This is a genomic window from Massilia cavernae (assembly GCF_003590855.1).
Classification (GTDB): Bacteria; Pseudomonadota; Gammaproteobacteria; order Burkholderiales; family Burkholderiaceae_D; genus Telluria_A; species Telluria_A cavernae.
Genome location: NZ_QYUP01000152.1, coordinates 1 through 25,979 on the forward strand (window position 1 = coordinate 1; position 25,979 = coordinate 25,979).

General features: G+C 63.5%; 23 protein-coding genes and 4 pseudogenes. 13 read left to right on the forward strand and 14 right to left on the reverse strand.

Annotated elements, in window-relative coordinates:
• The 3 genes and pseudogenes from rfbD (D3872_RS20710) to D3872_RS20720 form a co-directional block, all read right to left on the reverse strand.
• Positions 1–562 (reverse strand): dTDP-4-dehydrorhamnose reductase (gene rfbD, locus D3872_RS20710; protein WP_119812593.1); only part of this gene is annotated, 562 nt, incomplete at its 3' end.
• Positions 559–1,103 (reverse strand): annotated as a pseudogene (gene rfbC, locus D3872_RS20715) (dTDP-4-dehydrorhamnose 3,5-epimerase). The pseudogene rfbC (D3872_RS20715) and the gene rfbD (D3872_RS20710), both read right to left, overlap by 4 nt.
• A pseudogene (locus D3872_RS20720) lies at positions 1,104–1,253 on the reverse strand (glucose-1-phosphate thymidylyltransferase RfbA); the annotation flags it as partial.
• Between D3872_RS20720 and D3872_RS20725 the strand changes: the two are divergent.
• The 12 genes and pseudogenes from D3872_RS20725 to D3872_RS20775 form a co-directional block, all read left to right on the forward strand.
• A pseudogene (locus D3872_RS20725) lies at positions 1,249–1,463 on the forward strand (glucose-1-phosphate thymidylyltransferase RfbA); the annotation flags it as partial. The pseudogenes D3872_RS20720 and D3872_RS20725 sit on opposite strands and share 5 nt — an antisense overlap.
• Complete coding sequence (gene rfbC, locus D3872_RS20730) at positions 1,464–2,009, forward strand: dTDP-4-dehydrorhamnose 3,5-epimerase (protein ID WP_119812594.1); 546 nt, start codon at positions 1,464–1,466, stop codon at positions 2,007–2,009.
• A pseudogene (gene rfbD, locus D3872_RS20735) lies at positions 2,006–2,858 on the forward strand (dTDP-4-dehydrorhamnose reductase). The gene rfbC (D3872_RS20730) and the pseudogene rfbD (D3872_RS20735) overlap by 4 nt, the downstream one beginning before the upstream one ends.
• Positions 2,859–2,971: 113 nt before the next feature.
• Positions 2,972–3,520 (forward strand): DUF6444 domain-containing protein, encoded by a 549-nt coding sequence (locus D3872_RS26725; protein WP_229459447.1) that lies wholly within the window; start codon positions 2,972–2,974, stop codon positions 3,518–3,520.
• A gap of 49 nt (positions 3,521–3,569) precedes the next feature.
• Positions 3,570–4,475 (forward strand): IS66 family transposase, encoded by a 906-nt coding sequence (locus D3872_RS26730; RefSeq protein WP_229459448.1) that lies wholly within the window; start codon positions 3,570–3,572, stop codon positions 4,473–4,475.
• A 32-nt stretch (positions 4,476–4,507) separates the two neighbouring features.
• Positions 4,508–4,714 (forward strand): hypothetical protein, encoded by a 207-nt coding sequence (locus D3872_RS26735; protein ID WP_119812595.1) that lies wholly within the window; start codon positions 4,508–4,510, stop codon positions 4,712–4,714.
• Between the two features lie 192 nt (positions 4,715–4,906).
• Positions 4,907–6,001 carry a glycosyltransferase family 4 protein gene (locus D3872_RS20750; RefSeq protein ID WP_119812596.1) on the forward strand — a complete coding sequence of 365 codons (1,095 nt, stop codon included), beginning with the start codon at positions 4,907–4,909 and terminating at the stop codon, positions 5,999–6,001.
• 80 nt (positions 6,002–6,081) lie between these two features.
• A complete protein-coding gene (locus tag D3872_RS20755) occupies positions 6,082–6,393 on the forward strand; it encodes an H-NS histone family protein (RefSeq protein ID WP_119812623.1) in 312 nt (103 codons plus the stop codon).
• A 189-nt stretch (positions 6,394–6,582) separates the two neighbouring features.
• Positions 6,583–7,965 carry a phosphomannomutase/phosphoglucomutase gene (locus D3872_RS20760; protein ID WP_119812597.1) on the forward strand — a complete coding sequence of 461 codons (1,383 nt, stop codon included), beginning with the start codon at positions 6,583–6,585 and terminating at the stop codon, positions 7,963–7,965.
• Between the two features lie 9 nt (positions 7,966–7,974).
• Complete coding sequence (gene waaC / locus D3872_RS20765) at positions 7,975–8,946, forward strand: lipopolysaccharide heptosyltransferase I (RefSeq protein WP_119812598.1); 972 nt, start codon at positions 7,975–7,977, stop codon at positions 8,944–8,946.
• Complete coding sequence (gene waaA / locus D3872_RS20770) at positions 8,943–10,214, forward strand: lipid IV(A) 3-deoxy-D-manno-octulosonic acid transferase (RefSeq protein WP_229459449.1); 1,272 nt, start codon at positions 8,943–8,945, stop codon at positions 10,212–10,214. Before waaC ends, waaA begins: the two co-directional genes overlap by 4 nt.
• A 43-nt stretch (positions 10,215–10,257) precedes the next feature.
• On the forward strand, positions 10,258–10,815 hold the full coding sequence (locus D3872_RS20775) for a YcxB family protein (protein WP_147373950.1): 558 nt from the start codon (positions 10,258–10,260) through the stop codon (positions 10,813–10,815).
• A gap of 93 nt (positions 10,816–10,908) precedes the next feature.
• Here D3872_RS20775 and D3872_RS20780 read toward each other — a convergent pair whose 3' ends face one another.
• The 11 genes from D3872_RS20780 to D3872_RS20830 form a co-directional block, all read right to left on the reverse strand.
• Complete coding sequence (locus tag D3872_RS20780; protein WP_119812600.1) at positions 10,909–12,708, reverse strand: type VI lipase adapter Tla3 domain-containing protein; 1,800 nt, start codon at positions 12,706–12,708, stop codon at positions 10,909–10,911.
• Positions 12,705–15,044 (reverse strand): T6SS effector phospholipase Tle3 domain-containing protein, encoded by a 2,340-nt coding sequence (locus tag D3872_RS20785; RefSeq protein WP_119812601.1) that lies wholly within the window; start codon positions 15,042–15,044, stop codon positions 12,705–12,707. The genes D3872_RS20780 and D3872_RS20785 overlap by 4 nt, the downstream gene beginning before the upstream one ends.
• A gap of 387 nt (positions 15,045–15,431) precedes the next feature.
• Positions 15,432–16,334: a M48 family metallopeptidase gene (locus tag D3872_RS20790; RefSeq protein ID WP_119812625.1), complete on the reverse strand. Its 903-nt coding sequence runs from the start codon at positions 16,332–16,334 to the stop codon at positions 15,432–15,434.
• 38 nt (positions 16,335–16,372) lie between these two features.
• Positions 16,373–17,113 (reverse strand): lysophospholipid acyltransferase family protein, encoded by a 741-nt coding sequence (locus D3872_RS20795; RefSeq protein WP_119812602.1) that lies wholly within the window; start codon positions 17,111–17,113, stop codon positions 16,373–16,375.
• A gap of 25 nt (positions 17,114–17,138) precedes the next feature.
• A complete protein-coding gene (gene gmhB, locus D3872_RS20800) occupies positions 17,139–17,705 on the reverse strand; it encodes a D-glycero-beta-D-manno-heptose 1,7-bisphosphate 7-phosphatase (RefSeq protein WP_119812603.1) in 567 nt (188 codons plus the stop codon).
• 13 nt (positions 17,706–17,718) lie between these two features.
• A complete protein-coding gene (gene glyS, locus D3872_RS20805; protein WP_119812604.1) occupies positions 17,719–19,806 on the reverse strand; it encodes a glycine--tRNA ligase subunit beta in 2,088 nt (695 codons plus the stop codon).
• Positions 19,807–19,823: 17 nt separating this feature from the next.
• Positions 19,824–20,738: a glycine--tRNA ligase subunit alpha gene (glyQ, locus tag D3872_RS20810; protein ID WP_119812605.1), complete on the reverse strand. Its 915-nt coding sequence runs from the start codon at positions 20,736–20,738 to the stop codon at positions 19,824–19,826.
• 101 nt (positions 20,739–20,839) lie between these two features.
• Positions 20,840–22,414, reverse strand: a complete 1,575-nt coding sequence (gene lnt / locus D3872_RS20815) for an apolipoprotein N-acyltransferase (RefSeq protein ID WP_119812606.1) — start codon at positions 22,412–22,414, stop codon at positions 20,840–20,842.
• Positions 22,414–23,292, reverse strand: coding sequence for a CorC family transporter (locus D3872_RS20820; RefSeq protein WP_119812607.1), 879 nt, complete (start codon positions 23,290–23,292; stop codon positions 22,414–22,416). Before D3872_RS20820 ends, lnt begins: the two co-directional genes overlap by 1 nt.
• A 92-nt stretch (positions 23,293–23,384) precedes the next feature.
• Entirely contained in the window at positions 23,385–23,849 is a 465-nt protein-coding gene (ybeY, locus tag D3872_RS20825; protein WP_119812608.1) for an rRNA maturation RNase YbeY, read from the reverse strand.
• Positions 23,833–24,885: a PhoH family protein gene (locus D3872_RS20830; RefSeq protein WP_119812609.1), complete on the reverse strand. Its 1,053-nt coding sequence runs from the start codon at positions 24,883–24,885 to the stop codon at positions 23,833–23,835. Before D3872_RS20830 ends, ybeY begins: the two co-directional genes overlap by 17 nt.
• Before the next feature lie 684 nt (positions 24,886–25,569).
• Here D3872_RS20830 and D3872_RS20835 point away from each other — a divergent pair.
• Complete coding sequence (locus D3872_RS20835) at positions 25,570–25,923, forward strand: hypothetical protein (protein WP_119812610.1); 354 nt, start codon at positions 25,570–25,572, stop codon at positions 25,921–25,923.
• The last annotated feature ends 56 nt before the right edge of the window (positions 25,924–25,979 follow it).

A 25,979-nucleotide genomic window follows, 5' to 3' on the forward strand; every position in this document is an offset into this window, starting at 1 on the left:
CCGTCCGGCTCCAGGTCGGTGCGCCGTGCTGGTCGCACACCACGCGCAGCACGTCGCGTTCCTGCCCGAACTCGAGCATCGTACGCAGGAAGTTCTTACCGCGCATGCCGTACATCCAGCTGGTGCGCAGGATCAAGTGAGGGATGCCGGCCGCGGCGACCGCCTGTTCAGCCTCGAGCTTGGTGACGCCATAGACATTGACCGGATTGGCCACGTCGCTTTCCAGGTAGGCGCCCTGCTTGTTGCCATCAAACACGTAATCGGTGGAATACTGGACCATGGCGGCGCCCAGCTTGCGCGCCTCGTCCGCCATGACGGCGGGCGCCTCCGCGTTGATGCGGCGCGCCACGGCCGGCTCGGTTTCCGCCTGGTCTACCGCCGTGTATGCCGCCGCATTGACGACCAGGCCGGGGCGGACGGCGCGGATCACCGCGCGCACCTGCGCCAGGTCGGCCAGGTCCATCTGCGCACGTCCGGGCGCGACGACCTCGCCCAGCCCCTGCAGGCTGCGCTGCAGCTCGTAGCCAAGCTGTCCGCTACCGCCGGTCAGCAATATCTTCATGCGAATACTTCGGCGTCGGCAAGCAGCACGCCATGGCTGTCCTTGCCGGAAAGCATAGGCTCGCCAGACAGCGGCCAGTCGATGGCGAGTTCGGGATCGTTCCACAGGATCGAGCGTTCATGCTCGGGCGACCAGTAATCGGTGGTCTTGTACAGGCATTCGGCGCTGTCGCTGGTGACCACGAAGCCGTGCGCGAAACCCGGCGGCACCCACAGCTGGCGGCAATTCTCGGCCGACAGCTCGACGCCGATCCAGCGGCCGAAAAATGGCGAGGAGCGACGGATATCCACCACCACGTCGAAAATCGCGCCGTGGATAACCCTGATCAGTTTTCCCTGCGGCTGGCGGATCTGGTAATGCAAGCCGCGCAGGACATTCCTGGCGGAGCGCGAGTGATTATCCTGCACAAAATTTGCGTTCTGGCCGGTCTGTTCGAAAAACTCGCGCGCATTGTAGCTTTCGTAGAAAAAGCCGCGGCTGTCGCCAAATACCTTCGGCTCAAAGACAGGACTTCCGGCATCGCGGTTGGCGTAGCTTTCATTTAGAACACCCTATCGTTGAGGACGCGCAGCAGGTATTGGCCGTAGCCGTTATTCTTCAGGGGTTCGGCCAGCTTGGCCAGCGCGGCGGCGTCGATATAACCCTTGCGGTAAGCCATTTCTTCAGGCACGGCCACCTTCAGGCCCTGGCTCGATACCGGTACCACGAATCGCTGCTGGAAGCGTCGCAATTCATCGCGACGATCGAAAAACGCCAGGGCCTGAAGGTGGCCGTGCCTGAAGAAATGGCTTACCGCAAGGGTTATATCGACGCCGCCGCGCTGGCCAAGCTGGCCGAACCCCTGAAGAATAACGGCTACGGCCAATACCTGCTGCGCGTCCTCAACGATAGGGTGTTCTAAATGAAAGCTACGCCAACCGCGATGCCGGAAGTCCTGGTCTTTGAGCCGAAGGTATTTGGCGACAGCCGCGGCTTTTTCTACGAAAGCTACAATGCGCGCGAGTTTTTCGAACAGACCGGCCAGAACGCAAATTTTGTGCAGGATAATCACTCGCGCTCCGCCAGGAATGTCCTGCGCGGCTTGCATTACCAGATCCGCCAGCCGCAGGGAAAACTGATCAGGGTTATCCACGGCGCGATTTTCGACGTGGTGGTGGATATCCGTCGCTCCTCGCCATTTTTCGGCCGCTGGATCGGCGTCGAGCTGTCGGCCGAGAATTGCCGCCAGCTGTGGGTGCCGCCGGGTTTCGCGCACGGCTTCGTGGTCACCAGCGACAGCGCCGAATGCCTGTACAAGACCACCGATTACTGGTCGCCCGAGCATGAACGCTCGATCCTGTGGAACGATCCCGAACTCGCCATCGACTGGCCGCTGTCTGGCGAGCCTATGCTTTCCGGCAAGGACAGCCATGGCGTGCTGCTTGCCGACGCCGAAGTATTCGCATGAAGATATTGCTGACCGGCGGTAGCGGACAGCTTGGCTACGAGCTGCAGCGCAGCCTGCAGGGGCTGGGCGAGGTCGTCGCGCCCGGACGTGCGCAGATGGACCTGGCCGACCTGGCGCAGGTGCGCGCGGTGATCCGCGCCGTCCGCCCCGGCCTGGTCGTCAATGCGGCGGCATACACGGCGGTAGACCAGGCGGAAACCGAGCCGGCCGTGGCGCGCCGCATCAACGCGGAGGCGCCCGCCGTCATGGCGGACGAGGCGCGCAAGCTGGGCGCCGCCATGGTCCAGTATTCCACCGATTACGTGTTTGATGGCAACAAGCAGGGCGCCTACTGGAAAGCGACGTGGCCAATCCGGTCAATGTCTATGGCGTCACCAAGCTCGAGGCTGAACAGGCGGTCGCCGCGGCCGGCATCCCTCACTTGATCCTGCGCACCAGCTGGATGTACGGCATGCGCGGTAAGAACTTCCTGCGTACGATGCTCGAGTTCGGGCAGGAACGCGACGTGCTGCGCGTGGTGTGCGACCAGCACGGCGCACCGACCTGGAGCCGGACGGTGGCGGACACCACCGCCTTGCTGCTGGCGCACGTGCATGCCGGCGGGAGCGCCGGGTGGGACGCGCACGGCGGCATCTATCACCTCAGCAGCCAGGGCGAGGCCAGCTGGTGCGAATTCACGCAAGCGATGTCGATATCGCCGGACTGGAGTGCCGGGTCACGCCGATCACCGCCGCCGAGTATGGCGCACCCGCACGCCGCCCCCGCAATTCGCGGCTGGATACCGGAAAGCTTGGGGCGATCTGCCGCCTGCCGCACTGGCGTGAAGCGCTGGCGCTGTGCATGACCTAGCTGCTGCTGCCGGTTCAATATTCCAAATGTAAATAACCTCGGCATGGCCCGATGATCCGGGCACAATCGTTGGTTGCCAGAAACGTAACTATTCAGCCTGAATGAACACGGCAATGAGCAGTTGTAAACTATTGGCTATTGCCGCATCATGTCGGCATGCCACCGAAACCGCCTCGTCCGACCTCACGCAGCTGTCCGATACCGACAAGGATCGTCTCATCGACGTGCTCTTTGCACGCATGGATGCGCTTGAGGCAAAGCTGGGAATGAACAGCCAGAATTCGAGCAAGCCACCATCCTCGGATGGACTGGCCAAGAAGCAGAAGACTAGCTCGTTGCGCGGCAAGTCTGGCAAGGCGGTTGGCGGCCAACCGGGCCATAAAGGCAGTACACTCAAGCGGGTGGCCGAGCCCACCAGTACGAAGGATTATCCGCCGCCGTCGCATTGCAACCGCTGCCACAGTGCGCTGGCGCTCGAACAGGCGCAGGTGCTGGAGCGCCGCCAGGTATTCGATGTGCCTGCGATGAGCTTCGAGTGGTGGAACACCGTGTCTACACGGTGGTCTGCGCCTGCGGTCAGCGGCACGACAGCGTATTCCCGGCTGCGGTCGGCGACCTTGCGCAATACGGCCCGAACGTGCGCGCACTGGGCGTGCATCTGACCCAGGGCCAGATGCTGCCATATGCCGCGCCGCCGAGTTGATTGGCGAGATGACGGGCTTGTCTGTGTCGCCAGCAACCCTGCTTGCCTGGGTTGGCGAAGCGAGCCTGGCCCTGCAGGGTACAGCCGACCTGATAGCGCGGCAATTGCACCACGCGCCAGTGCTGTGCGCCGACGAATCGGGCTTGCGCGTGGATGGCAAACTGCACTGGATGCATGTGGCGGCCACGGCGGAACTGACCTGGTATGGCATGCACGCAAAGCGCGGCCTGGATGCCATCGTCGCGCATGGCATTCTCCCCAAACGCATCGGCGTTCTGGTGCATGATTGCTGGGCCCCTTACTGGAAACTCGACGATGGCCTGCATGCCTTGTGCAATGCCCATCTCCTTCGAGAACTGGTGTATGCGCAGGAAGTGACTGGCCAGCAATGGCCGACCGCCATGACGGAACTGCTGCTCAACGCCCAACGACTGAGCGCGGCGGCGCGACAGCAGGGCCGGCCATTTGATGCCGATGCCATCGCCGCCTTCACCATCGTCTACAACGACATCGTGCGCCAAGGGGAGCAATTGAACCCTCCCCAACTCAAACCAGACGGATCATCCGGTCGCTGCAAGCAATCCGACGCCTATAACTTGCTGCGCCGCTTCCGGCTGCACGCCGATGCTATCTTGCGCTTCATCGCCGATCCGACCGTCCCGTTCTCCAACAATATTGCCGAGCGGGCCGTCCGCATGCCCAAGGTCAAACAAAAATATCGGGATGCTTCCGCACCATTGCCGGCGCCGACAATTTCTGCATCATTCGCTCCTGCCTCGACACGCTACGCAACAGGGGCACAGCATGCTGGAAGTGCTACGCCGCGCATTTACTGGCGATCCGATCATGCCAGCTGCGTAGCGGCCGAACAGTTAACAATCGCATTCAATACCATGGCCCGAAGCGCAAACTGACCGTCGCCCAGAAGAGGGAGAAGGCACAGTTCATGACTATCTTCATCAACGGAAAACAAAGGCGGGTACGTCGTCCGGTCCTGATCGATGGCCTGGATCCCGATGAGTTCTACTTGCGAAATGCCGATTCGATCGCGCTGCATCAAGACGGCCTGTGGGAATGCATAGCTGAGGCCGAACAAGGCGACATCGCGTTCACCGATGCGGATGACGCGGATTGCTTTGGCCATTCAGGCTGAACAGTTACCCAGAAACAATAGTGATTACCAGTTGGTCTATACAGAGTTATTGCGGCTGGGGTTATTGTCCCCAATCCGGTACAATCACGGCAATAGCGGGCAGGCAAATGCCCGCGTCATTCGAACTCCAGTTGCGCACGGCGGGGCACACGAGCCTGTCGGAAATGTCGTCATTAGAATAATAAGATAATAATGTTTTCTTTCCTCGTGAGTTTCGTCGCCTCCGCCCTGCTGACCCTTCTTGTAATCAAGCAGGCAAAGCTGCACGGTCCCGCCCTCGATTCCGACTTCCTTGGCGTCCAGAAGGTGCATTCGCACGAGGTGGCGCGCATTGGCGGGCTTCCCATCTTTCTGGCGGTGCTGACCAGCGCCTGCATTTCGGTGTGGCGCGTGCCGCAGATGGCGCAATGGGTATTGGCGCTAATGCTGTGTTCCTCGCTTGCTTTCATCGGCGGTATCGTCGAGGACTATACGGGGAATGTCAGCGCGCTGCGCCGCCTGATATTGACCATGGCGGCCGCACTGCTCGGTTATTTCCTGCTCGACGCCAAGCTGGCGCGCCTGGATACGCCATTCGGCGTATTCGTGTTCGATTATGTCTGGCTGGCGCTGCCGGTCACCGTGCTGGCGGTCGCCGGTATTGCGAATGCGGTCAATATCATCGACGGGTTCAATGGCCTGGCCAGCGTCGTTACCATATGCATGTTAATTTCGCTGGCTTATGTCGCATTCCAGGTCGGCGATGTGTTTGTGCTGGTGGCCGCACTGATGGTGGCGGGCGCCACAGCCGGGTTCCTGATATGGAATTACCCGGTCGGGCTTATCTTCCTGGGCGACGGCGGCGCCTATTTCATTGGCTTCATGCTGGGCGAACTGGCGCTGCTGCTGGTGATGCGCAATCCCGAGGTGTCGACCTGGTACGCGGCGCTGCTGCTGATTTATCCCGCTTTCGAAACGATATTCTCGGCCTATCGCCGCATGTTTGTGCGCGGCAAATCCCCGGCAATGCCGGACGGTATCCACTTGCATAGCCTGATTTTCCGGCGCATTGTGCAATGGGCGGTAGGTCGAAAAGAAGCGCGCGCGCTGATGCGCCGCAATTCGCTAACATCGCCCTACCTGTGGACGTTCTCCCTGATGGCGGTTATCCCGGCCACGGTGTTCTGGAAGAGTACCGGCATTTTGATTTGTTTCTGTTTATTGTTCGTTATCAGCTACATCTGGTTGTATGCGCGTATTGTTCGATTCAAGTCACCGCGCTGGTTGATTATGTACAGGAAGGACTAGCATTTGATCGGAAATGTAGTATATTGCGACAATTGGTGATATTTCATTTATTCGTTCAAACCCACAACTAAGGAACCATGATGGATCTGTCAAATATGTCCGTTGGTGATTTGCGTAACCTGCAGGAGCAAATCAAGCAGGAAATGAAGAAGCGCGAACACCAGGAAGTCGCGAAAGCGCGTGAACAAATCATGGCAATCGCCCAAAGCGTGGGCGTTCCCCTGAAAGACCTGATTGCCACCGGAGCACGCGGCGGTAAAACGGGCAGCGTGGCGGTGCGCTATCGCCACCCTGACAATTCGGCGCAACAATGGACCGGCCGCGGCCGCCAGCCGAAATGGGTCAAGGAGTGGGTCGAAGGCGGCAAGTCGCTGGACAAGCTGCGCGTCTGATCCCGGCCCGAATGTAGCGGCGAGAGCTGCGGGCGCAATTCCCAAGCGCCCCGCTTGCCGCTACAATATGATGTGTTCCATTCAATCCAACTCCCCCAGGCTTACGACGGTTTTCCTCCAGCGTCGCCGGTTTCCAGGCCGGGGCGGCCGGGCCGATCGCGCCACGCTCATTCAAGGTAAAAAAACAACATGGTTTCCCTTTCCAAGACGATTTTCAAAGCCTATGACATCCGCGGCGTCATCGGCAGCACCCTCGACGAGGGCGTGGCGCGCCAGATCGGCCACGCCTTCGGCAAGGCGGCGCTGGCCAAGGGCGAGCGCAAGGTGGTGATCGGCCGCGACGGCCGCCTGTCCGGTCCCGGCCTGTCCGCGGCGCTGGCCGCCGGCCTGCAGGAAGCCGGCGTCGACGTGATCGACCTGGGCATGGTGGCGACCCCGATGGTCTACTTCGGCACCAATGTGCTGGGAGCGGCGTCGGGCATCATGGTCACCGGCAGCCACAACCCGCCGGATTACAATGGTTTCAAGATGGTGCTGGCCGGCGAAGCGATCCACGGAGAGACCATCCAGGCGCTGTACCACGCCATCGCCGCCGGCGATTTCGCCGCCGCGGCCACCGCGGGCAGCTACAGCACCCATGACATCCGCGCCGAATACATCGAGCGCATCGTGGGCGACGTGAAGATTTCGCGCCCGATGAAGATCGCGGTCGATTGCGGCAACGGCGTGGCCGGCGCCTTCGCGGGCGAGCTTTACCGCGGCATGGGCTGCGACGTGATCGAACTGTTCTGCGAAGTGGACGGCACCTTCCCGAACCACCACCCTGACCCTGCCCATCCCGAAAACCTGCAGGACCTGATCCGCTGCCTGCAGGAGACCGACGCCGAGATCGGCCTGGCCTTCGACGGCGACGGCGACCGCCTGGGCGTGGTGACCAAGGACGGCCAGATCATCTATCCCGACCGCCAGATGATGCTGTTCGCGGCCGACGTCCTGTCGCGCAACGCCGGCGCCGAGATCCTGTACGACGTGAAATGCACCCGCCACCTGGCGCCGTGGATCGCGAAGCACGGCGGCAAGCCGCTGATGTGGAAGACCGGCCACTCGCTGGTCAAGGCCAAGCTGCGCGAAACCGGCGCACCGCTGGGCGGTGAGATGAGCGGCCATATCTTCTTCAAGGACCGCTGGTACGGCTTCGACGACGGCCTGTACGCCGGCGCGCGCCTGCTCGAGCTGCTGACCCGCGTGCAAGATCCGTCGGCGCTGATGAACGCCTTGCCGCAGTCCGACAGCACGCCGGAACTGCATCTGCACCTGAAGGAAGGCGAGAACGTCGAGCTGATCGAGAAGCTGCGCAGCGGCGCCACCTTCGAAGGCTCGGACAGCATCAACACCATCGACGGCCTGCGCGTCGAGTACCCGGACGGCTTCGGCCTGGCGCGCTCGTCGAACACCACCCCGGTGGTCGTGATGCGCTTCGAAGCCGAGACGCCGGAAGCGCTGGCGCGCATCCAGGGCGACTTCCGCCGCGTGATCGTGGCGGCCAAGCCCGACGCCAAGCTGCCGTTCTAAGGGCCGGCGTTGAACATCCTGCTGGTGCGCGTCTCCTCGCTGGGCGACGTGCTGCACAACCTGCCGATGGTGGCCGACATCCTGCGCCGCCATCCGGATGCGAACATCGACTGGGTGGTGGAGGAGGGCTATGTCAGCCTGGTGCGCCTGAACCCGCACGTCCGCAACATCATCCCGTTCGCGCTGCGCCGCTGGCGCAAGAGCCTGGGCAAGAAGGAAACGCGCGACGAGATCCGCAGCTTCTTCGCCAGGCTGCGCAAGGAACGCTACGATTACGTGTTCGATACCCAGGGACTGCTCAAGACCGGCATCATCATGGGAGCCGCGCGCGGCAATCACAAGATCGGCCTGGCCAACGGCAGCGAAGGCTCGGGCTACGAAGGCATCTCGCGCGTCTTCCATAGCAAAAGCATTCCGCTCGACCCGCGCACCCATGCGGTGGCGCGCGGCCGGATGGTCGCGGGCGCCGCGCTCGGCTACCCGGTCGACACCGCGCCCGACTTTGGGCTGCCGGGCCCGCGCCCGGGCACGCGTCCGTACTGGATGCCGGCCGAGGAATACGCCGTGTTCTTCCACGGAACCGCGCGCGACGCCAAGAAGTGGGCGCCTGAAAACTGGATCGCCGCCGGCCGCGCGCTGGCGCCGATGCCGGTCCTGCTGGCCTGGGGTTCGCCCGGCGAAAAGCGCGAAGCGGAAGCCATCGCCGCCGGCGTGCCGAACGCGCTGGTGCTGCCCAAGCTGTCGATGGACGAAGCGGTGGAGCTGGCGCGCAATGCCGGCCTGGCGATCGGCGTCGACACCGGCCTGACCCATATCGCCGCCGCCTTCGTGCGCCCGACCATCGAGCTGTATTGCGATTCGCCGAAGTGGAAGACCGAAGGCAACTGGTCGCCGCGCATCGTCAACCTGGGCGACAAGGGCGCGCCGCCGTCCGTCGCCGACGTGCTGGAGGCGGTCGAACGCCTGAAGGGCCAGCCTTGAACCGTGCCGTGTATTCGGCGCTGTGGCTGGCGGCGCTGCCGTTCGTGCTGGGGCGCCTGTGGTGGCTCGGCATGCGCGAACCTGGCTACCGCCGCCACTGGGGCGAGCGCCTTGGCTTCTACGGCCGCCGCGACAGCGGCTGGCACGCGATCTGGGTGCATGCGGTGTCGGTGGGCGAGACGCGCGCCGCCGAACCGCTGGTCACCGCGCTGATGCAGGCCTACCCCGACAGCCGCATCGTGCTGACCCACATGACCCCGACCGGCCGCGCGACCGGCCAGGCGCTGTACGCGAAGCACGGCGCGCGGCTGGTGCAAAGCTACCTGCCTTACGACCTCGAGTTCCTGGTGCGGCGCTTCCTGCGCTTCTACGCGCCGCGCATCTGCATCCTGATGGAGACCGAAGTCTGGCCCAACCTGGTCGCCGCCTGCGCCAAGCAGGAGGTGCCGGTGGCGCTGGTCAATGCGCGCCTGTCGGAGCGCTCGCTGCGGCGCGGCCAGCGTTTTGGCCGCCTGATGACGGGCGCGGCGCGCGGCATCGCGCTGGTGGCGGCGCAGACCGGCGCCGACGCGCAGCGCGTGCGCCTGCTCGGCGCGCCTCGGGTCGAGGTAACCGGCAGCATCAAGTTCGATGTCGCGGTGCCGCAGGCGGCGCTCGATACCGGCGCCTGGCTGCGCGCGCGCTTCAACGGACGCCCGGTGCTGCTGTGCGCCAGCACGCGCGAAGGCGAGGAGGCATTGATACTCGACGCATACCAAGGCATGGCATCCAGGCCGGAAGGCATGCTGCTGGCGATCGTGCCGCGCCATCCGCAGCGCTTCGACGAGGTGGCGGCGCTGGTGGCGTCCAAAGGCCTGTCGCTGGTGCGCCGCTCGCAGCTTGGCGAGGACGCGCTGGTCGATGCCGACGTGGTGCTGGGCGACTCGATGGGCGAGATGTTCGCCTACTACGAGGCTTGCGATGTTGCCTACATCGGCGGCAGCCTGCTGCCGCTGGGCGGCCAGAACCTGATCGAGGCCTGCGCGCTGGCGCGGCCGGTCATCGTCGGCCCGCACACCTTCAATTTTGAACAGGCGACCGAGGAAGCGATTGCCGCCGGCGGCGCGGCGCGGGTCCAGGATGCGGACGGCATGGTCGAACAGGGCGTGCGCTTGTTGCAAGACCGTGGCGCGCGCGCCACGATGGGACAACGCGCCGCGGGCTTCGCAAGGGCGCACGGGGGCGCTACCCTGCGCACGCTTGAACTGCTGCGGCCCTTAATCCACTAAGTGTTTGTTACCATGACTCCCATAATAAAAGCTGGGGAAGTCCATGTCAGGGTACAAGCATTCGAAACAGGCCGGCGTTGCACCGGCCGCCTTTGCCGGACCGGGCCGCCATGCGGTCAGCATGCCGGCGCCTCCCGGCGCGGCCAATGACGGCGCCGCACCCACCTTGCATAACGATTCTGCGCGAGCGGGGATGCTGTTCAAGGTGCGGTATTCCCTGGCCGAGTATGCGGGCTTCATGTGGGAGCACGGCGGCTACCTGATCCGCCGCCGCAAGCTGGGCTTCCTGCGCACTTACCTGATGCTGCTGAAGAGCACTGGCGCGGCCGCGCTGAACTTTGCCGCGGCCGGGCGGGGCAGGCTGGATTATGAATTTACCATCGACGACCACGGCATCGTGCGCAGCTGCGCGCGCGGCGTGACCCTGATCGCGTGGGATGACGTGATGCGCATCCGGCGTTACCGGCGCGGTTACCTGATGGTTCTCAAGCGCGGGACCTTGCCGATTCCTTACCGTTGCCTGGGCAAGTCGGATGTGGCCGGGATGGAGAGGTATGCGGAGATGTTGAAGCTGGCCGCGCAACGGGCCGTGCAGATGTAATCAAATTCATGGCGCCGCATCGGCTCGGCGTCCAACTGACGGCGCACGAAGTGTAACGCTCGCACGCCGATCACTTGCCACGCTGTCCCGCTGTCATTTGTAATTATCCGGATCGATGACTGGCGTCCCTCGATGGGCGAACACGTCGCCACCGCGCGGATGGAGTTGCTTCTTGCGCTTCTCGTTCGACGGTGGGCTGACCAGGACGATCGAGGCCTCGTTGTGGTCGCGCAGGTTGATTGCTGCGCTGATGCCGCCGTCGCGGTAGCTGCCCATGACGCCGATGGCCATTTGCATGAACAGGGTAGCCGCGCCCGTATTGCCCAGGCGCTTATCTGTATCGATAAACTGGCTGGATTTGCCGCTGTCGATCTCCGGCCCGCCGCTCGCGGCGTGCGCGTCCAAGGCGCCGTGTAGGGCAATCATTTGGTCGGAATTGCCCCCGGTGGCGGCGATAACGCGGGCTGGCGCGTCGGCGCGCTGCGCTTCAGGCAATGTTTGCAGCGCCGCCTGCCAGCCCGCCTGCAGGGCCTTCTGCCGCTCGTCGCGGCGGGTAAGCGGCTTGCCATGTTCGTCGACAAAGTGGACGAAGGTGGGACGATGGATGAAGCCGAGCGTGGGCAGCCGGTCGAAGGTGTCCAGCTGATCCCGGTTCCAGGGAATCGGGAACCAGGGAGTCGGTGTCCATTCCTTCGGTGGGCGATGCGCGAATGGGTTGAGGTCGGCCAATGTGCCGACGAAGCCGGTACCACGGATGTCGGGGCGCTGCGCGAAGGCCGCAGCCGCTTCCAGCCATTCGCTGACAAGTGGCATGCGCTGCACCGCAGTGCCCTTATTGCGAGTGGGATCGGCGCCCACCTGGGCGGGTGTCCGTGTGATCTGCTTGCGGTCCGGGTGTGGGACGGATTCCTCCAGCTCGCAGTACATCCAACGAAATATTTTCTGCACGAAGTTGTTGTCCGGGTCGTCCCAAACGAACGGGCGCACCGGGTCGACCCGCTCGCGCCGCGCCAGCACGAACAGCGCAGAAGCGTCGGGCATTTCGGGGATGTAATAGCCGTCCTTGAGCAACTCCGGCGTGCCTTCCGGCCGCTTGTCATCGCGCGTCCCCATGCTGTCCTCGGAGTTCAGGACGATATATGGCACATCGGGATGGGCGTCGAAGAAGGCGAATATGTCCTCAAGAATACGGTCAGGATGTTCATCGAAGCGCCGTGGCCCGACGACGAAAAGGTGCCAGGCCATGCCGGACGAATCAGCACCGCCGGCAAGCCCTGGATTGGGTAGGTCGGGCGTGTCGGCCCGTTCTGGCTTTAGTTCCGGCGCTTCCGCATTGAAAACTGGAACACCATAGTACATCGGGGTGTATTGCGCGCCGTTCTGGAGAGTGTGTTCATTGCGCCCGCCCCCGGTGCCTGCCTTGTCCATCGCGCTCCAGTCATATTTTTCCTTGTCCTGTTCACGGATGGTCGTGTGTGGACTCCCCGCCTGAAGCGCTTCCCACAGCTTGCCTTGGCGGTACTTGTCGAGCGTCACCCCTAAGCCGATCACTTCAAGCACATATTCGCGCCTGGACTGGTCGCTTGCAACGGCGACACCTTGCATCCGGCTGGCCGTTTTCTGCTCGCTCGCTTGCGCGCTCCTGCTCGCCATCGTCCAGCGTGCTCCCAGGGATAGCGTCACGACCGCCAGCGGCAACAGGACGCCCCACCTCACCACCGGCCAGATCCACTTGTCGTTCATAAATTGCTCCTCCGTCAGAATAAAGGAATCCGGTTGAATTACCTGTGCCGCGAACATGATCCAAAGAGGAATCAGGATCGTCAGTACCACCAACCCACCGCACAGGTATTTCCTCAGTTGCGGGCGCGGCGCGCCTGTCATGGTCGTCATGCTCCCGCCTTGCGGCCAGGAGCGGCCGCTTTGGTCACTCGATTGGGACCGTCAGGCTGGGCCTTTCGTGTGCGGATGCCTTGCATCGTTTCGCAGACGACAGTTGACGGCAAGCCGGTGTGCAGGGGCGGTACGCAGGCCGGCAGTTCGCCGGAACTGTAGTAGCGAGCATTGCCTTCGATGAGTTCCTTGCGCGCTGGCGTTTCGACGTCCCAGTAGGCCTTGAATTTGGAAGCGAATTTGTCCCATAGCAGGATCGAGTTTCGAATGGGCGCTCGTGGGTTGTTTTGCAAGCGCCAGTCGGCCACCGCGCACAGATAGGCATAGAAATGCGGATCGGTAGACGCCAGCCCGCCGCCGATCGCAAGGTCGTACGCAGTGACGTTGCTGTGGTTTTTGGCGCTGCCGATGATCGCGCCGTGGAACGACTTCGGGCTTACCTCATGCTGCCAGCGCTTGCGCCCCTCGTTTGGACTTTCCTGCACCAGCGCGATCACTCTGCCATCCGGGTAGCGCACGACTTCAAGAATCCTGCGGCACGCTTCCGGGCCTAGCGGGACCAGGTTCTTGTCTTCGTTGTAGCGCGCCTCCACCAGCTTGCGTTCGGGCAGCGGCAGCGTTTGCGGCGCGCCGGGGCGGCGCGGAGCGCCCGAGGGATTAGGGCATTCCTCGCGCCATGCCTTGAGTCCGCTGCCGCTGGTAATGGCAATTGCCGCGTCGATCGGATCGACTTCCTCGCAGGGCCCCTGGTCTGCGGCTGACAGCTTGGCCTGGGCAGAGTTTTTCGGTATGTTTTTCGGGTCGATCTGGCCGCTGCCGCGCAGGTCGGCTGGCGCCGGCACGCGCAGCGGTTCGCCATTGATCATGCGGACGCCATCGCGCTTGCCCGCCTCGGTCCGCAAGAATTCCCAGCGGCTCGGCTTGGGCGGCCATGCGGCTTCCTCATGGTTTGCGCGGTGCCCGCGATTAGCGGCCGCAACGTGGGCATGATCATCTTCGTCTTCGGTGCGCAAGGCGAAGTCATGTGGCGGCTGTCCCACCAACACGGGGCTGGCAGTTTTTCGAATCAGATCAACACGTTGTTTGCCGGTGAACACGCGCTGATAGAAGCTGTGGCCCAATTCGGAAAGCGGCTTGCGATCTTGCTGCTCGGTAGTCCATCGAGGGGCGGAATCACCCCATAGGCTGCGCTGTTTCTCCATCCTGGTCTTCGAGAGGGCTGTGCCGCTCATATAGTCCGGCACGCCTTGCCAGCCGATGCCCTTCATATTGTCGAGCGCGACGGTCATGTCTTCGGGACAGAAGTACAGATACACCTTGCCCCGGTTGTCGCGGTCGGCGCTCGCACTCCATTTGGCGCCGACCATGGCGTGATATTTCCCGTGGTCGGTCAGCGCCGTCAGCGCCGGCGTGGTGTGTCTTTTCGTCGCGACGCCCTGCACGATGTTGACCAGCGTACGCAGACGCGCGTCGAAGGTTTGGCGCGCGTTGATCGCGTCGAAGTGGCTGTCCATGGCCGCGTCGCTGCCGCCGCTGAGCGTTTCCAGCGCATCAAACATCAGGGTCGTATCCTCGTCCAGGCTGTATGGTGGATGCGTGAGAATCAGCGTGTCGGCAGGCCGCTGCCCCTGGTCGAGCAGGAACGCCTGCGCCAGCAACGATATCAGGCAGCCCTGGCTGTGTGCGACGACGTTGACCACCTCGTTCGCGTCGTAATCGCGGATCATTGCAATCAGGGCAGCCAGCCGCTTTGCGGCGAGCACCATGTACATCCGGCCAGGCGCGCTCAAGAGCGGCCGCACTGGGTCGCCTCCCACATCGGCAGGGGCGGACAGGCCGCGGTTCCACATGTCGGGCAGCGTGCTGGTGGCGTTGCCGAACGGACCTCCACCCTTCGATAAATCCTTGTCCAGCCGGTTGCCGAAGCGGTCGATGTGCTGGCCGTTTTTTGTTCCGGCTTCTTTCTTTAATTCTCTGAATCCCCAGTAGAACGGAATCACCGGGCTATGCGTCTTGCCGTCCATCTTGCGTTTGAAGAATACTGCATCCGGGTCAGGCTCCACCACGTCTTTGTCCCTGGCGTTTGGCATGCGGTAGCTGCCTGGAACGAACCGGCCCCTCTGGCCGGCTTGAACGCCGAGCAGCCGAACGTCGAGGCCGTTGCACAAGCCTTCCTCCACCGCGCTAAAACTGGTGCCGACATCATTGACGCCATGAATCACAATGACATTGCAGGGCAGGTCGGGTTTAACGTCGACCTTCTTGTCGGATCGACGATCGGATTGCAGGACGCTGGTTTCCTGTCCAATCACATACGGCTCTCGTGGATAAAGCATGCGGTCTCCTCATTTGCGCGGCATACGGCTGTTGAAGGCAAGTACGATCCCGCTTGGGCGACGCCGACGCTATTACCTCGGCATGCAAATAAGCATTTTGTCTCTTGTCGTAATGACAGACATGAGATTTCGCAACTAATCGGGGAGATCAGATATCGTCACGCTCACGGACGCTGGCTTGGGATTGCACGTGCGCGTGGTCGAGGGGAAGGAGAAGACGTCGCGCTGCGCGAGCCTCGGGAACGGGGGAACGTGTTCGGTGGGTTGCTGGCGATTGACGGAGGGCGGCGACGGGGAAGTCGATTGATTCCGACGGTGGCAGCTTACGGATCGAAGTTTGCGACCGGATACCGCGGCTGCCGCCGAGGCCGCGCATCCGCCGATTTCTTATCCAAACAACACTGGCAATTCCTGCGAACGCTGGCGCAATGCTGCGCGGGCGCCGTCGTAATCGGGATATACCGACCCGACCTGGGCCCAGAAACGCGGGCTGTGGTTCATTTCCAGCAAGTGCGCCAGTTCGTGCGCCACCACATAGTCGATCAGCGGCAGCGAGAAATGGATCAGGCGCCAGTTCAGGCGGATGTCGCCGCCAACCGTGCACGATCCCCAGCGCGTTCCGGCAGACGACAGCGTCATCGTCGAATACGTCACCCCGAGCCGCGGCGCATACACGTCCAGCCGCTCCAGGAACAGCCGCCTGGCCTCGTCCTGGTACCAGATTTTCACCCGTTCCTTCAGCTGCCATTCCGCCAGCCCCGGCACCACGCCCAGCCGCAGTTCGCGCGATTCGGCTTCGTAGATGCAGTGGCTGCGCGCGGCTTCCTCCAGCCGCAGCGTGATGTCGCCGCCCAGGTAGGGCAGCTGGGCGCCGTCCTGCCAGCACACGGGCGGACGCTCGTCGCGGGTGGCGCGCCGTTCGCCGCGCTCGTGCAGCTTGTTGATGATCCAGCGCTGCTTGGCGCGGATGGCGTTGTCGATTTCGGCCAGGGTGATGCGCCTTGGCGCGGTGACGCGCAGGCCGTTATCGTCGATCATGAAACCGATCGAGCGGCGCGTGGAGCGGCGCAGTTCGAAGTCGAGGAAATGGGCGCCAAGCTGGATGCGGCGCAGCGGCGGCGCGTCGGGTGCGCGCGGCGGGGTGGGGAAAGCGATGCGCGGCGGCGCAGGCGGCGCCTTGAACAGCGGCTGCGGCGGCGGTGACGGACTTTTGGCGGCCGGTTCGAGCGCCGCGAAAAAGTCCTGTGCAAATAATTCGAGTTGGTGCCCGTTGATCTTTGGTGACGTCATGTTTTGCTGCGATGCCCGGATCAGGGCGCCCATTTCGCTTAGCCAGCTTTGTAGGCGTGGGGTGAAATGACGCGCATTTCTGACTCTGTCCAATTTTGCACCTCTTCCATCATGCTGTCGGCCGTGTGGCCTTCCGGGGATATTGGTTTTCCGATCGATACGGTAATGAGGCCGGGGCGCTTGATGAACGAGTTCTTCGGCCAGCACTCGCCCGAGTTCAGCGCGATCGGCACGACCACCGTGCTGGTTTCGATGGCAAGGCGCGTTCCTCCGCTCTTGTACTTGCCAGCTTTTCCAACGGGGATGCGTGTCCCTTCAGGGAACATGATAATCCATTGGCCATCGGCCAAGCGGCGTTTTCCCTGCGCTACAACATGTTTGAATGCGTATTTCCCCCGGCTGCGGTCGATCGGGATCATGCGCAGCAGCGCCATGCCCCAGCCGAAGAAGGGAATGTAGAGGATCTCTTTCTTGAAGACGTAGACCAGCGGGTGGGTGAGGCTGGGCAGCAGGAAGATGGTCTCCCACGCCGACTGGTGTTTCGACAGCACGATCGCCGGCGAATCGGGCAGGTTGTCGTAGCCCTTGAACTGGTAGCGGATGCCGCAGATGGCCTTGGCCGCCCAGATGACGAACACGTTCCAGCGCGAGGTGATGTAGAAACGCTTGTTGTAGGGCAGGGGCGCGGCCAGCATGCAGACCCAAACCCATGTGACGGTGGCCAGTATCATCACGATGGTAAACAGCAGTGAACGCAGGAACAGGGTGAAATTGCGCAAAGAAGTCTCCGGATTTTTTGTTGTTTCAGGTGGCGTCGGCCGCAGGCTGCGGGGTGTCCCCCTTGAGCAGGGCGTCGACCATGTGCGCCAGGTCCGGGAAGACCTGGGTGCCGGGTGGCAGGCCGCCTGTTTCCAGCGTCTTTTCGCCCTTGCCGGTCAGGACCAGGTAGGGCACGCAGCCGCTCATGAAGCCGGCCTGCAGGTCGCGCAGCGAGTCGCCCACCGTCGGCACGCCTTTCAGGCTGACCTTGAAGCGCTTCGAGATCTCGTCGAACATGCCGGCCTTGGGCTTGCGGCAGTCGCAGTTGTCGATGGCGGCGTGCGGGCAGAAGAAGATCGCGTCGATGTCTGCGCCCACCTGCTGCGCGCTCATGTGCAGCTTCTGGTGGATCGCATTCAGGATCTGCATGTCGAACAGTTCGCGCGCGATGCCCGACTGGTTCGACGCGACCACCACGCGGTAGCCTGCCTGGTTGAGGCGGGCGATCGCCTCCAGCGAGCCGGGGATCGGGATCCATTCCCCCGGCGACTTGATGAACTCCGGCGAGTCTTGGTTGATGACGCCGTCGCGGTCGAGGATGATCAGCTTCATGGTGCAGTTCCGGTCAGGCCGCCAGCTTCGAGATGTCGGCCACGCGGTTCATCATCCCGTGCAGCGAGGACAGCAGCGCCAGGCGGTTGTTGCGCAGCGCCAGGTCTTCGGCCATCACCATCACGTCGTTGAAGAAGGCGTCGACGTCGTCGCGCAGCTGGGCCAGGGTCTTGAGCGTGCCGGTGAAGTCGCCGGCCGCGAAGGCGGCGTCGACTTCAGGGCGCACCCGGGCGATCGCGTCGTACAGCTTGCGCTCGGCGTCTTCCTGCAGCAGGTCCTGCGACACGGCGCCGATGGCGGCGTCGGTCTTCTTGAGGATGTTGGTGATGCGCTTGTTGGCCGCTGCCAGCGATGCGCTTTCCGGCAGCGCGGCGAAGGCCTGCACCGCTTCCAGGCGCTGGACGATGTCGTCCAGGCGGTCCGGGTCCTGGGCCAGCACCGCTTCCACTTCGTTCGGCGTGAAGCCGCGCTCGCGCAGCATGCCGCGCAGGCGGTCGATGATGAACACGGTGACCTCAAGCGACGGATCCTTGAACCCGGCGCGGGTCTCGAACTGGGCGGCAGCGTAGCCGAGCAGCTCGCTGATGGCGACCGGCAGGCGTTTTTCCAGCATCATGCGCAGCACCCCGAGGGCGTGGCGGCGCAGCGCGAACGGGTCCTTGTCGCCGGTCGGCTGCAGGCCGATGCTCCAGATGCCGACCAGGGTTTCCAGCTTGTCGGCCAGCGCGACGGCGGTGCCGGTGGCGGTGGACGGCAGGGCGTCGCCGGCGAAGCGCGGCTGGTAGTGCTCGGAAGCGGCGGTCGCCACTTCCTCATGCTCGCCGTCGTGGCGCGCGTAGTAGGTGCCCATGATGCCTTGCAGCTCAGGGAATTCGCCCACCATGTCGGTCAGCAGGTCGGCCTTGGCCAGCAGCGCGCCCCGTTCGGCCAGCAGCATGTCGTAGCCGAGCCGCTTGGCGATCAGGCCGGCCAGGCTGGTCAGGCGCATGGTGCGCTCGGACTGGGTGCCCAGCTTGTTGTGGTAGACCACATTGGCCAGCAGCGGCAGGCGCGCTTCCAGCGTCTTTTTCTTGTCCTGCTCGAAGAAGAACTTGGCGTCCGACAGGCGCGGACGCACAACGCGCTCGTTGCCGCCGATGATGTGCTGCGGGTCCTTGGCCGCGATGTTCGAGACGATCAGGAAGCGCGAACGCAGCTTGCCGTCAAGATCGGTCAGGGCGAAGTATTTCTGGTTGGTCTGCATCGTCAGGATCAGGCATTCCTGCGGCACGGCCAGGAATTCTTCCTCGAAGCGGCATTCGTAGACGACCGGCCATTCGACCAGCGCGGCCACTTCGTCGAGCAGCGATTCAGGCATCAGGACCTTGTCGGCGCCGGCCTTTTCCAGCAGCGCGGTGCGGATGCGGTCCTTGCGCGCGGCCGGGTTGGCGATCACGTGGCCTTCGGTTTCCAGCGCAGCCGCATAGCGCTCGGCGTGAGGAACGGTCAACGGGCCGCCGTGCGACAGGAAGCGGTGGCCGAGGGTGACGTTGCCTGCGGTGAGGCCGAACGCCTGCAGCGGGACCACGCGGTCGCCGTGCAGGGCGATCAGCTTGTGCACCGGGCGCACGAACTGCACGGTGGCGCCATCCGGGCGCTGGTAGCTCATCACCTTCGGGATCGGCAGCTTGCCGATGGTCTCATCGAGGGCAGCCTGCAGGCCGGCGTCGAGCGCGCTGCCGGCCGCGGTGTAGGTGTAGAAGAAGGACTCGGCCTTGCCGTCGACGGCGCGTTCCAGGCTGGCGACGGTCACGTCGGCGAAGCCCATCGCGGCCAGCTTCTTGGCCAGCGGCGCGGTCGGGTTGCCGCTGGCGTCGAGCGCGACGCTGACCGGCAGGACTTTTTCGCGGATCGACTTGTCCGGCGAGGTGGCGCGCACGTTGGTGATGGAGACCGCCAGGCGGCGCGGGGTGGCGTAGGTGGTGGCGGTGGCGCCGGCGTCGAGGAAATCGCGCGCCTTGAGGCCGTTCACGATGCCGTTGGCGAAAGCCTCGCCCAGTTTGACGAGCGCCTTCGGCGGCAGTTCTTCGGTCAGCAGTTCGACTAGTAATGTCTGGTTCATGGTTCTTTTCTTGTCGTTCAGGCGGCGGCTTCAACAGCCTTCGGGGCCATCGGGAATCCGAGCTTTTCGCGCGAATCGTAATAGGCTTGCGCGACCAGGCGCGACAGCGTGCGCACGCGGCCGATGTAGGCGGCGCGTTCGGTCACCGAAATGGCGCCGCGCGCGTCCAGCATGTTGAAGCTGTGCGAGGCGCGCATGATCTGTTCGTAGGCCGGCAGCGTCAGCTGCAGCTCGATCAGGCGCTTGGCTTCCGATTCGTGGTTGGCGAATTGGGCGAACAGCAGATCGGTGTTGGCGTGCTCGAAGTTGTAGGTCGACTGCTCGACTTCGTTCTGGTGGTAGACGTCGCCGTAGCTCAGGCGCTTGGTAGTACCGTTCTCTTCCCACTCGGTCCATACCAGGTCGTACACGTTCTCGACGCCCTGCAGGTACATCGCGAGGCGCTCGATGCCGTAGGTGATCTCGCCCAGCACCGGCTTGCAGTCAAGGCCGCCGACCTGCTGGAAGTAGGTGAACTGGGTGACTTCCATCCCGTTCAGCCAGACTTCCCAGCCCAGGCCCCAGGCGCCCAGGGTCGGGCTTTCCCAGTCGTCCTCGACGAAGCGCACGTCGTTCTGCTTGAGGTCGAGGCCGAGCGCTTCGAGCGAGCCGAGATACAGGTCGAGGATGTTTTCCGGCGCCGGCTTGAGCACCACCTGGTACTGGTAGTAGTGCTGCAGGCGGTTCGGGTTCTCGCCGTAGCGGCCATCCTTGGGGCGGCGTGACGGCTGCACGTAGGCGGCGCGCCATGGCTCGGGGCCGATCGCGCGCAGGAAGGTACCGGTGTGGAAGGTGCCGGCGCCGACTTCCATGTCATACGGCTGGAGCAGGGCGCAGCCCTGCTTGTCCCAGTAGGATTGCAGGGTCAGGATAATTTGTTGGAATGTGAGCATTGTGGGTAGCCGTCGCGCCGGGCGCGTATTCGAATATGGGTGTTTGCCAAAAGGCCAATTTTAGCGGGTTTTGCGAGGTGGCTGTGCCGGAAAAGTGGGAACTATGTCGGTTTCGGGCCGCCCGCGGCGGATTTTTGACGGTAGCGCCGTCCCATCAGCCACGCCGCGGCGAGGCTGGCGGCGCCCAGCGCGAGGAACAGCACGTTGCCCAGCCTGATGAACGGCGTCATGCCGCCCATGCCCTGCACCGTCGCCGACAGGGTGCCGTGGGTATAGTTGGGCAGGTGAGCGGCGACCCTGCCGCGGTGGTCGATCACGGCGGTGGCGCCCGTATTCGTCGAGCGCAGCATCGGGCGGCCGGTCTCGATCGAACGCATCTGCGAAATCTGCAGGTGCTGCGGGATCGCCACCGATTCGCCGAACCATGCCAGGTTCGACACGTTCAGCAGCATCGTCGCAGGGCGGCTCATGCTGCGCAGCTGCAGCGCGATCTCTTCGCCGAACACGTCTTCGTAGCACACGTTCGGCAGCACCAGCTGGTCCTTGACCGGGAACGCGGTTTGCACCGCGCCGCCGCGCGTCATGTCGCCCAGCGGGATGCGCATCATGTCGACGAACCAGCGGAAGCCGGGCGGCACGAATTCGCCGAACGGCACCAGGTGGTGCTTGTCGTAGCGGTAGCTTTGCCCGGCCGGACCGATGCCGGCCACGCTGTTGGCGTAGGTGCCGGGGCCGTCGGTCAGGGGTATGCCGTACATCAGGAAGCTGCCGGAACTGGCCGAGAACTGCTTGAGCGAGTCCAGGTAGCCCGGCGGCAGGTAGTCGGGGAATACGGCGAAGGCGGTTTCCGGCACCGCGATCAGGTCGGCCGGCGCGGCGGACACTTCGCGGCGGTACATGTCGAGCGCGCGCAGCACGTGCTCCGCTTCGAACTTGTTCTGCTGCGGGACGTTGCCCTGCAGGAGACGCACCGTGATCGGGCGGCCTTCGGGCTGGGTCCACTCCACGGCGCGCAGGCCGAAGCCGGCCGCCATCACCGCCACCAGCAGGCCGATGGCGAGCCCGCGCGCGCGCTGGGTCAGCATGACGATGCAGCCGGCGCACAGCGCGGCGATCACGCCGATGCCGTACACGCCGACCAGCGGCGCGTAGCCCGCCAGGGGGCTGGTGTTGTGCGCATAGCCGGACGATACCCAGGGGAAGCCGGTGAGCAGCCAGCCGCGCGTCCATTCCGACACGCCCCACAGCACCGGCAGCACCAGCAGCAGGAAGGCGGAAACGGGCAGCGACCAGCGCCGGCGCAGCCAGGTGGCGACGCCGGTGGTAAATGCGCCGAACAGGCCCATGTAGATACCGAGCAGGATCACCGCGGCCACAGCCATCGGCCCCGGGATGTTCCCGAAGCGGTTCATGGTGATGTACAGCCAGTGCATGCCGGCCACCGCCCAGCCGAAGCTGAAGGCCCAGCCGATCAGGGCGCTGCGCTTGGGCGAGATGTCCATGCCGGCTTGGTAGAACAGGAAGGCGAGCGCCAGGATCTGCACCGGCCACCAGCCGAAAGGCGCGAACGAAAACACGCCGGTCGCGCCGGCCAGGGCCGCGAACAGCATCGGCAGCGCAGTGGTGCGCGGCCGCTGGGTTGAAGGATTGAGCGTGGTGGCGCGGCGGCGGAACATCAGTCGTGCAGATCTTCGGCCGGAGGCAGCTTTTCAACCAGCAGGACATGCACCTGGCGCGCGTCGGCGCGCAGCACTTCGAAGCGCAGGTGGCCGATGTCGAACACGTCGCCCTTGTGCGGCATGCGCCCAAGGTGGCTGGCCACCAGGCCGCCGATGGTGTCGACATCGTCGTCGGGCAGCGCTGTGCCCAGTTCGTCGTTGAACTGCTCGATCTCGGTCAGCGCCTTGACGCGCCAGCGCGGGCCGAGCTGGCCTTCCTTGATCGACAGGATGTTGTCTTCTTCTTCGTCGAAGTCGTATTCGTCCTCGATGTCGCCGACGATCTGCTCGAGCACGTCCTCGATGGTGATCAGGCCGGCCACGCCGCTGTACTCGTCGACCACGATCGCCATATGGTTGTGGTTGGCGCGGAAGTCGCGCAGCAGCACGTTGAGGCGTTTCGATTCGGGGATGAACACGGCCGGGCGCAGCATGTCGCGCACGTCGAAGGATTCCTCGGCGTAGTAGCGCAGCAGGTCCTTGGCCAGCAGGATGCCGACCACGCGGTCGCGGTCGCCCTCGCAGGCCGGGAAGCGCGAGTGCGCGGTCGCCAGCACCTGGGGCATCCAGTCGTCGATGGGCTTGGAGATGTCGATCACGTCCATCTGCGAGCGGGGAACCATGATGTCGCGGGCGGAGAGGTCGGAGACCTGGAACACACCCTCGATCATCGACAGCGCATCGGCGTCGATCAGGTTGCGTCCGTGGGCATCGTACAGTACTTCGAGCAGCTCGACGCGGCTTTCGGGCTCGGGGGAGATTAGTGCGGTCAAGCGTTCAAACAGTGACCGGTGGGGCTTGGCGTCGGTTCTGACGTCACTAGGGTGCTCTGGCATAGTTGGCATGAAGCCGTTGTTGCGATGGTTAACAGGATACACCAAAAGCAGGATTGCCCGTTTTTTGGGCGGGCCTGCCCTGGCGCCGCGGCTTATTCGGGATAAGGGTCGGGATAGCCCAGCGCTTCCAGGATATCGCGTTCGAGCTGCTCCATTTCGGCAGCTTCCTCGTCGTTTTCGTGGTCGTAGCCCTGGGCATGCAGTACGCCGTGCACCACCAGGTGGGCGGCATGCTCCTCGACCGTTTTTTCCTGTTCGGCCGCTTCCTTTTCCAGCACGTCGGTGCACAGGATGATGTCGGCGCGGGTCGGTTCGTCGTCGGCGATTTCTTCGCCCTCGTTATAGGCGAAGGTGAGCACGTTGGTGGCGTAGTCCTTGCCGCGGTAGTCGCGGTTCAGGACCTGGCCTTCGGCGGCGTCGACGAAGCGCACCGTCAGTTCGGCCGGCGCGAACTGGGCGGCCTGCACCCAGCGCCTTACCTTGGCGCGCGCGCACACCTGTTCGAGGCGCGGGTCGGGATACTGGACGGTCAGTGAAAGCTTATTTTTTTCGGACATTTTTGGCGGCTGCACGTTTGGGGAGGGCGATGGCGGCGACGTCGGCGGCCGACGCCGCCGATTCATAGGCGTCGACGATGCGCGCCACCAGGGGGTGGCGCACCACGTCGGCGCTGGTGAACTGGGTGAAGGCGATGCCGCGCACGTCTTTCAGCACGTGGGCCGCGTCGACCAGGCCGCTGCGCTGGGTCTTGTGCAGGTCGACCTGGGTGACGTCGCCGGTGACCACGGCCTTGCTGCCGAAGCCGATCCGGGTCAGGAACATCTTCATCTGTTCGACCGTGGTGTTCTGCGCCTCGTCGAGGATGACGAAGGCGTGGTTCAGCGTGCGGCCGCGCATGTAGGCCAGCGGTGCGATTTCGATGACCTGCTTCTCGAACATCTTCTGGGTGCGGTCGAAGCCGAGCAGGTCGTACAGCGCGTCGTACAGCGGGCGCAGGTAGGGATCGACCTTCTGGGTCAGGTCGCCGGGCAGGAAGCCGAGGCGCTCGCCCGCTTCGACCGCGGGACGGGTCAGCACGATGCGCTTGACCACGTCGCGTTCGAGCGCGTCGACCGCGCAGGCCACCGCCAGGTAGGTCTTGCCGGTGCCGGCCGGGCCGACGCCGAAGCTGATGTCGTGCTCGAGGATCGCCTTCAGGTAGCGGATCTGGTGCGGGGTGCGTCCGCGCAGGTCGGTGCGGCGGGTTTTCAGCACCGGGCTGACCGCTTCGGCGTCGAGCGGCTCCTCGGCCGGCTCTTCGTCGGGCAGGGCCGGGCGCAGGCCGCTGCGCTGTTCCACCAGCGCCAGCTGCACTTCCTCGATCGGCACTACCTTGTTGGCGACGGCGTAGAAGCGCTCCAGGATTTCGACCGCACGCGCGGCGTTGGCGCCGCTGACGATGAATTTTTCGCCGCGGCGGAAGATGGTGACGTCGAGGGCGGCGGAAATCTGGCGCAGGTTTTCGTCGAGCGGGCCGCACAGGTGGGCCAGCCGCGTATTGTCCATCGGCTCGGGATAAAAGTACTCGGGCTGGACGGGTGTCTTGGTTTTCAAAGGGCTTTGACGATCGTTTGGCCGGCGGGAGATACGCCAGGCGCTCTATGTTATGAGGCGGGACAGGCGCTATGTGCGCGTATTCCGGCATGATTGCTTCGGCATGAATGGATGATCTGACAAGCCTCGGGCGCAGTTTACCGTAAATCACCGGCAAGGGCCAAAACGGGGCAGCGATGACGTGCGCGACGTTATAAGAAATGTTAATTAACGCGTGGAAATATAATCGCGAGAGATACTGTGTTACAACTTTCCAATTTCAAAGATTAACAATTAAATGGATTGTGCGCGAAATATTTCCTCTTGAAAATCAATGAGTTCCGAAGGAATGGTGAGGCGCGAAATTAAAACAAGAAAACTCTTGCGTGCGCCACCAAATTGATTTATGTGTTGAAATAATTATGTGACAAGCTTTCCGCACGATAGCTTGATTTCAAACAAGGACGCTTGTGCGCCGGTCGGATGTACTGATGGCGTATGAGTCTGATAATTTGTGTGAAATACAAGCCGGTGGGAAGCGCGTAGCGCAGGGCGCCTACGAACCGGTCGCGTGCTTGGACTGAGGACCAGACTTGTTCTGTAATCAAGTTGAAGAACGTATTTCCGGGGAACTTGTTTAGGCAAATTATGGTCTTTAGCAAGGTTCGGCACGGAATCATTTCAATCCAACCTAAGAGGTAAATCATGGCACACCATGCACTGGCATCACAGGAGAGTTACAACCCCAACCACTTACTGGACATCCTGCTGGGCAAAATGCAGCTGAAGAACGATGCAGCGCTGTCGCGCATGCTGGAAGTGGCGCCGCCTGTCATCAGCAAGATCCGCCACCACCGCCTGCCGGTCGGCGCCTCGCTGCTGATCCGCATGCACGAAGTGACCGGCATGAGCATCCGCGACTTGCGCGACCTGATGGGCGACCGCAGGACCAAGTATCGCCTGTCCGACGCCCAGGGCCGTCCAAAGCCTGAAGAAAAGGCCGCAGCGGAAGCCGCATCCAAGGCGCAAAACCAGACCCCTGGCAATTATGCGCACTAAGGCCGCCGGCGTGACCGCAGGCGCTGTCATGCGTTCGGCCGGGGAGGGCGCCTGTC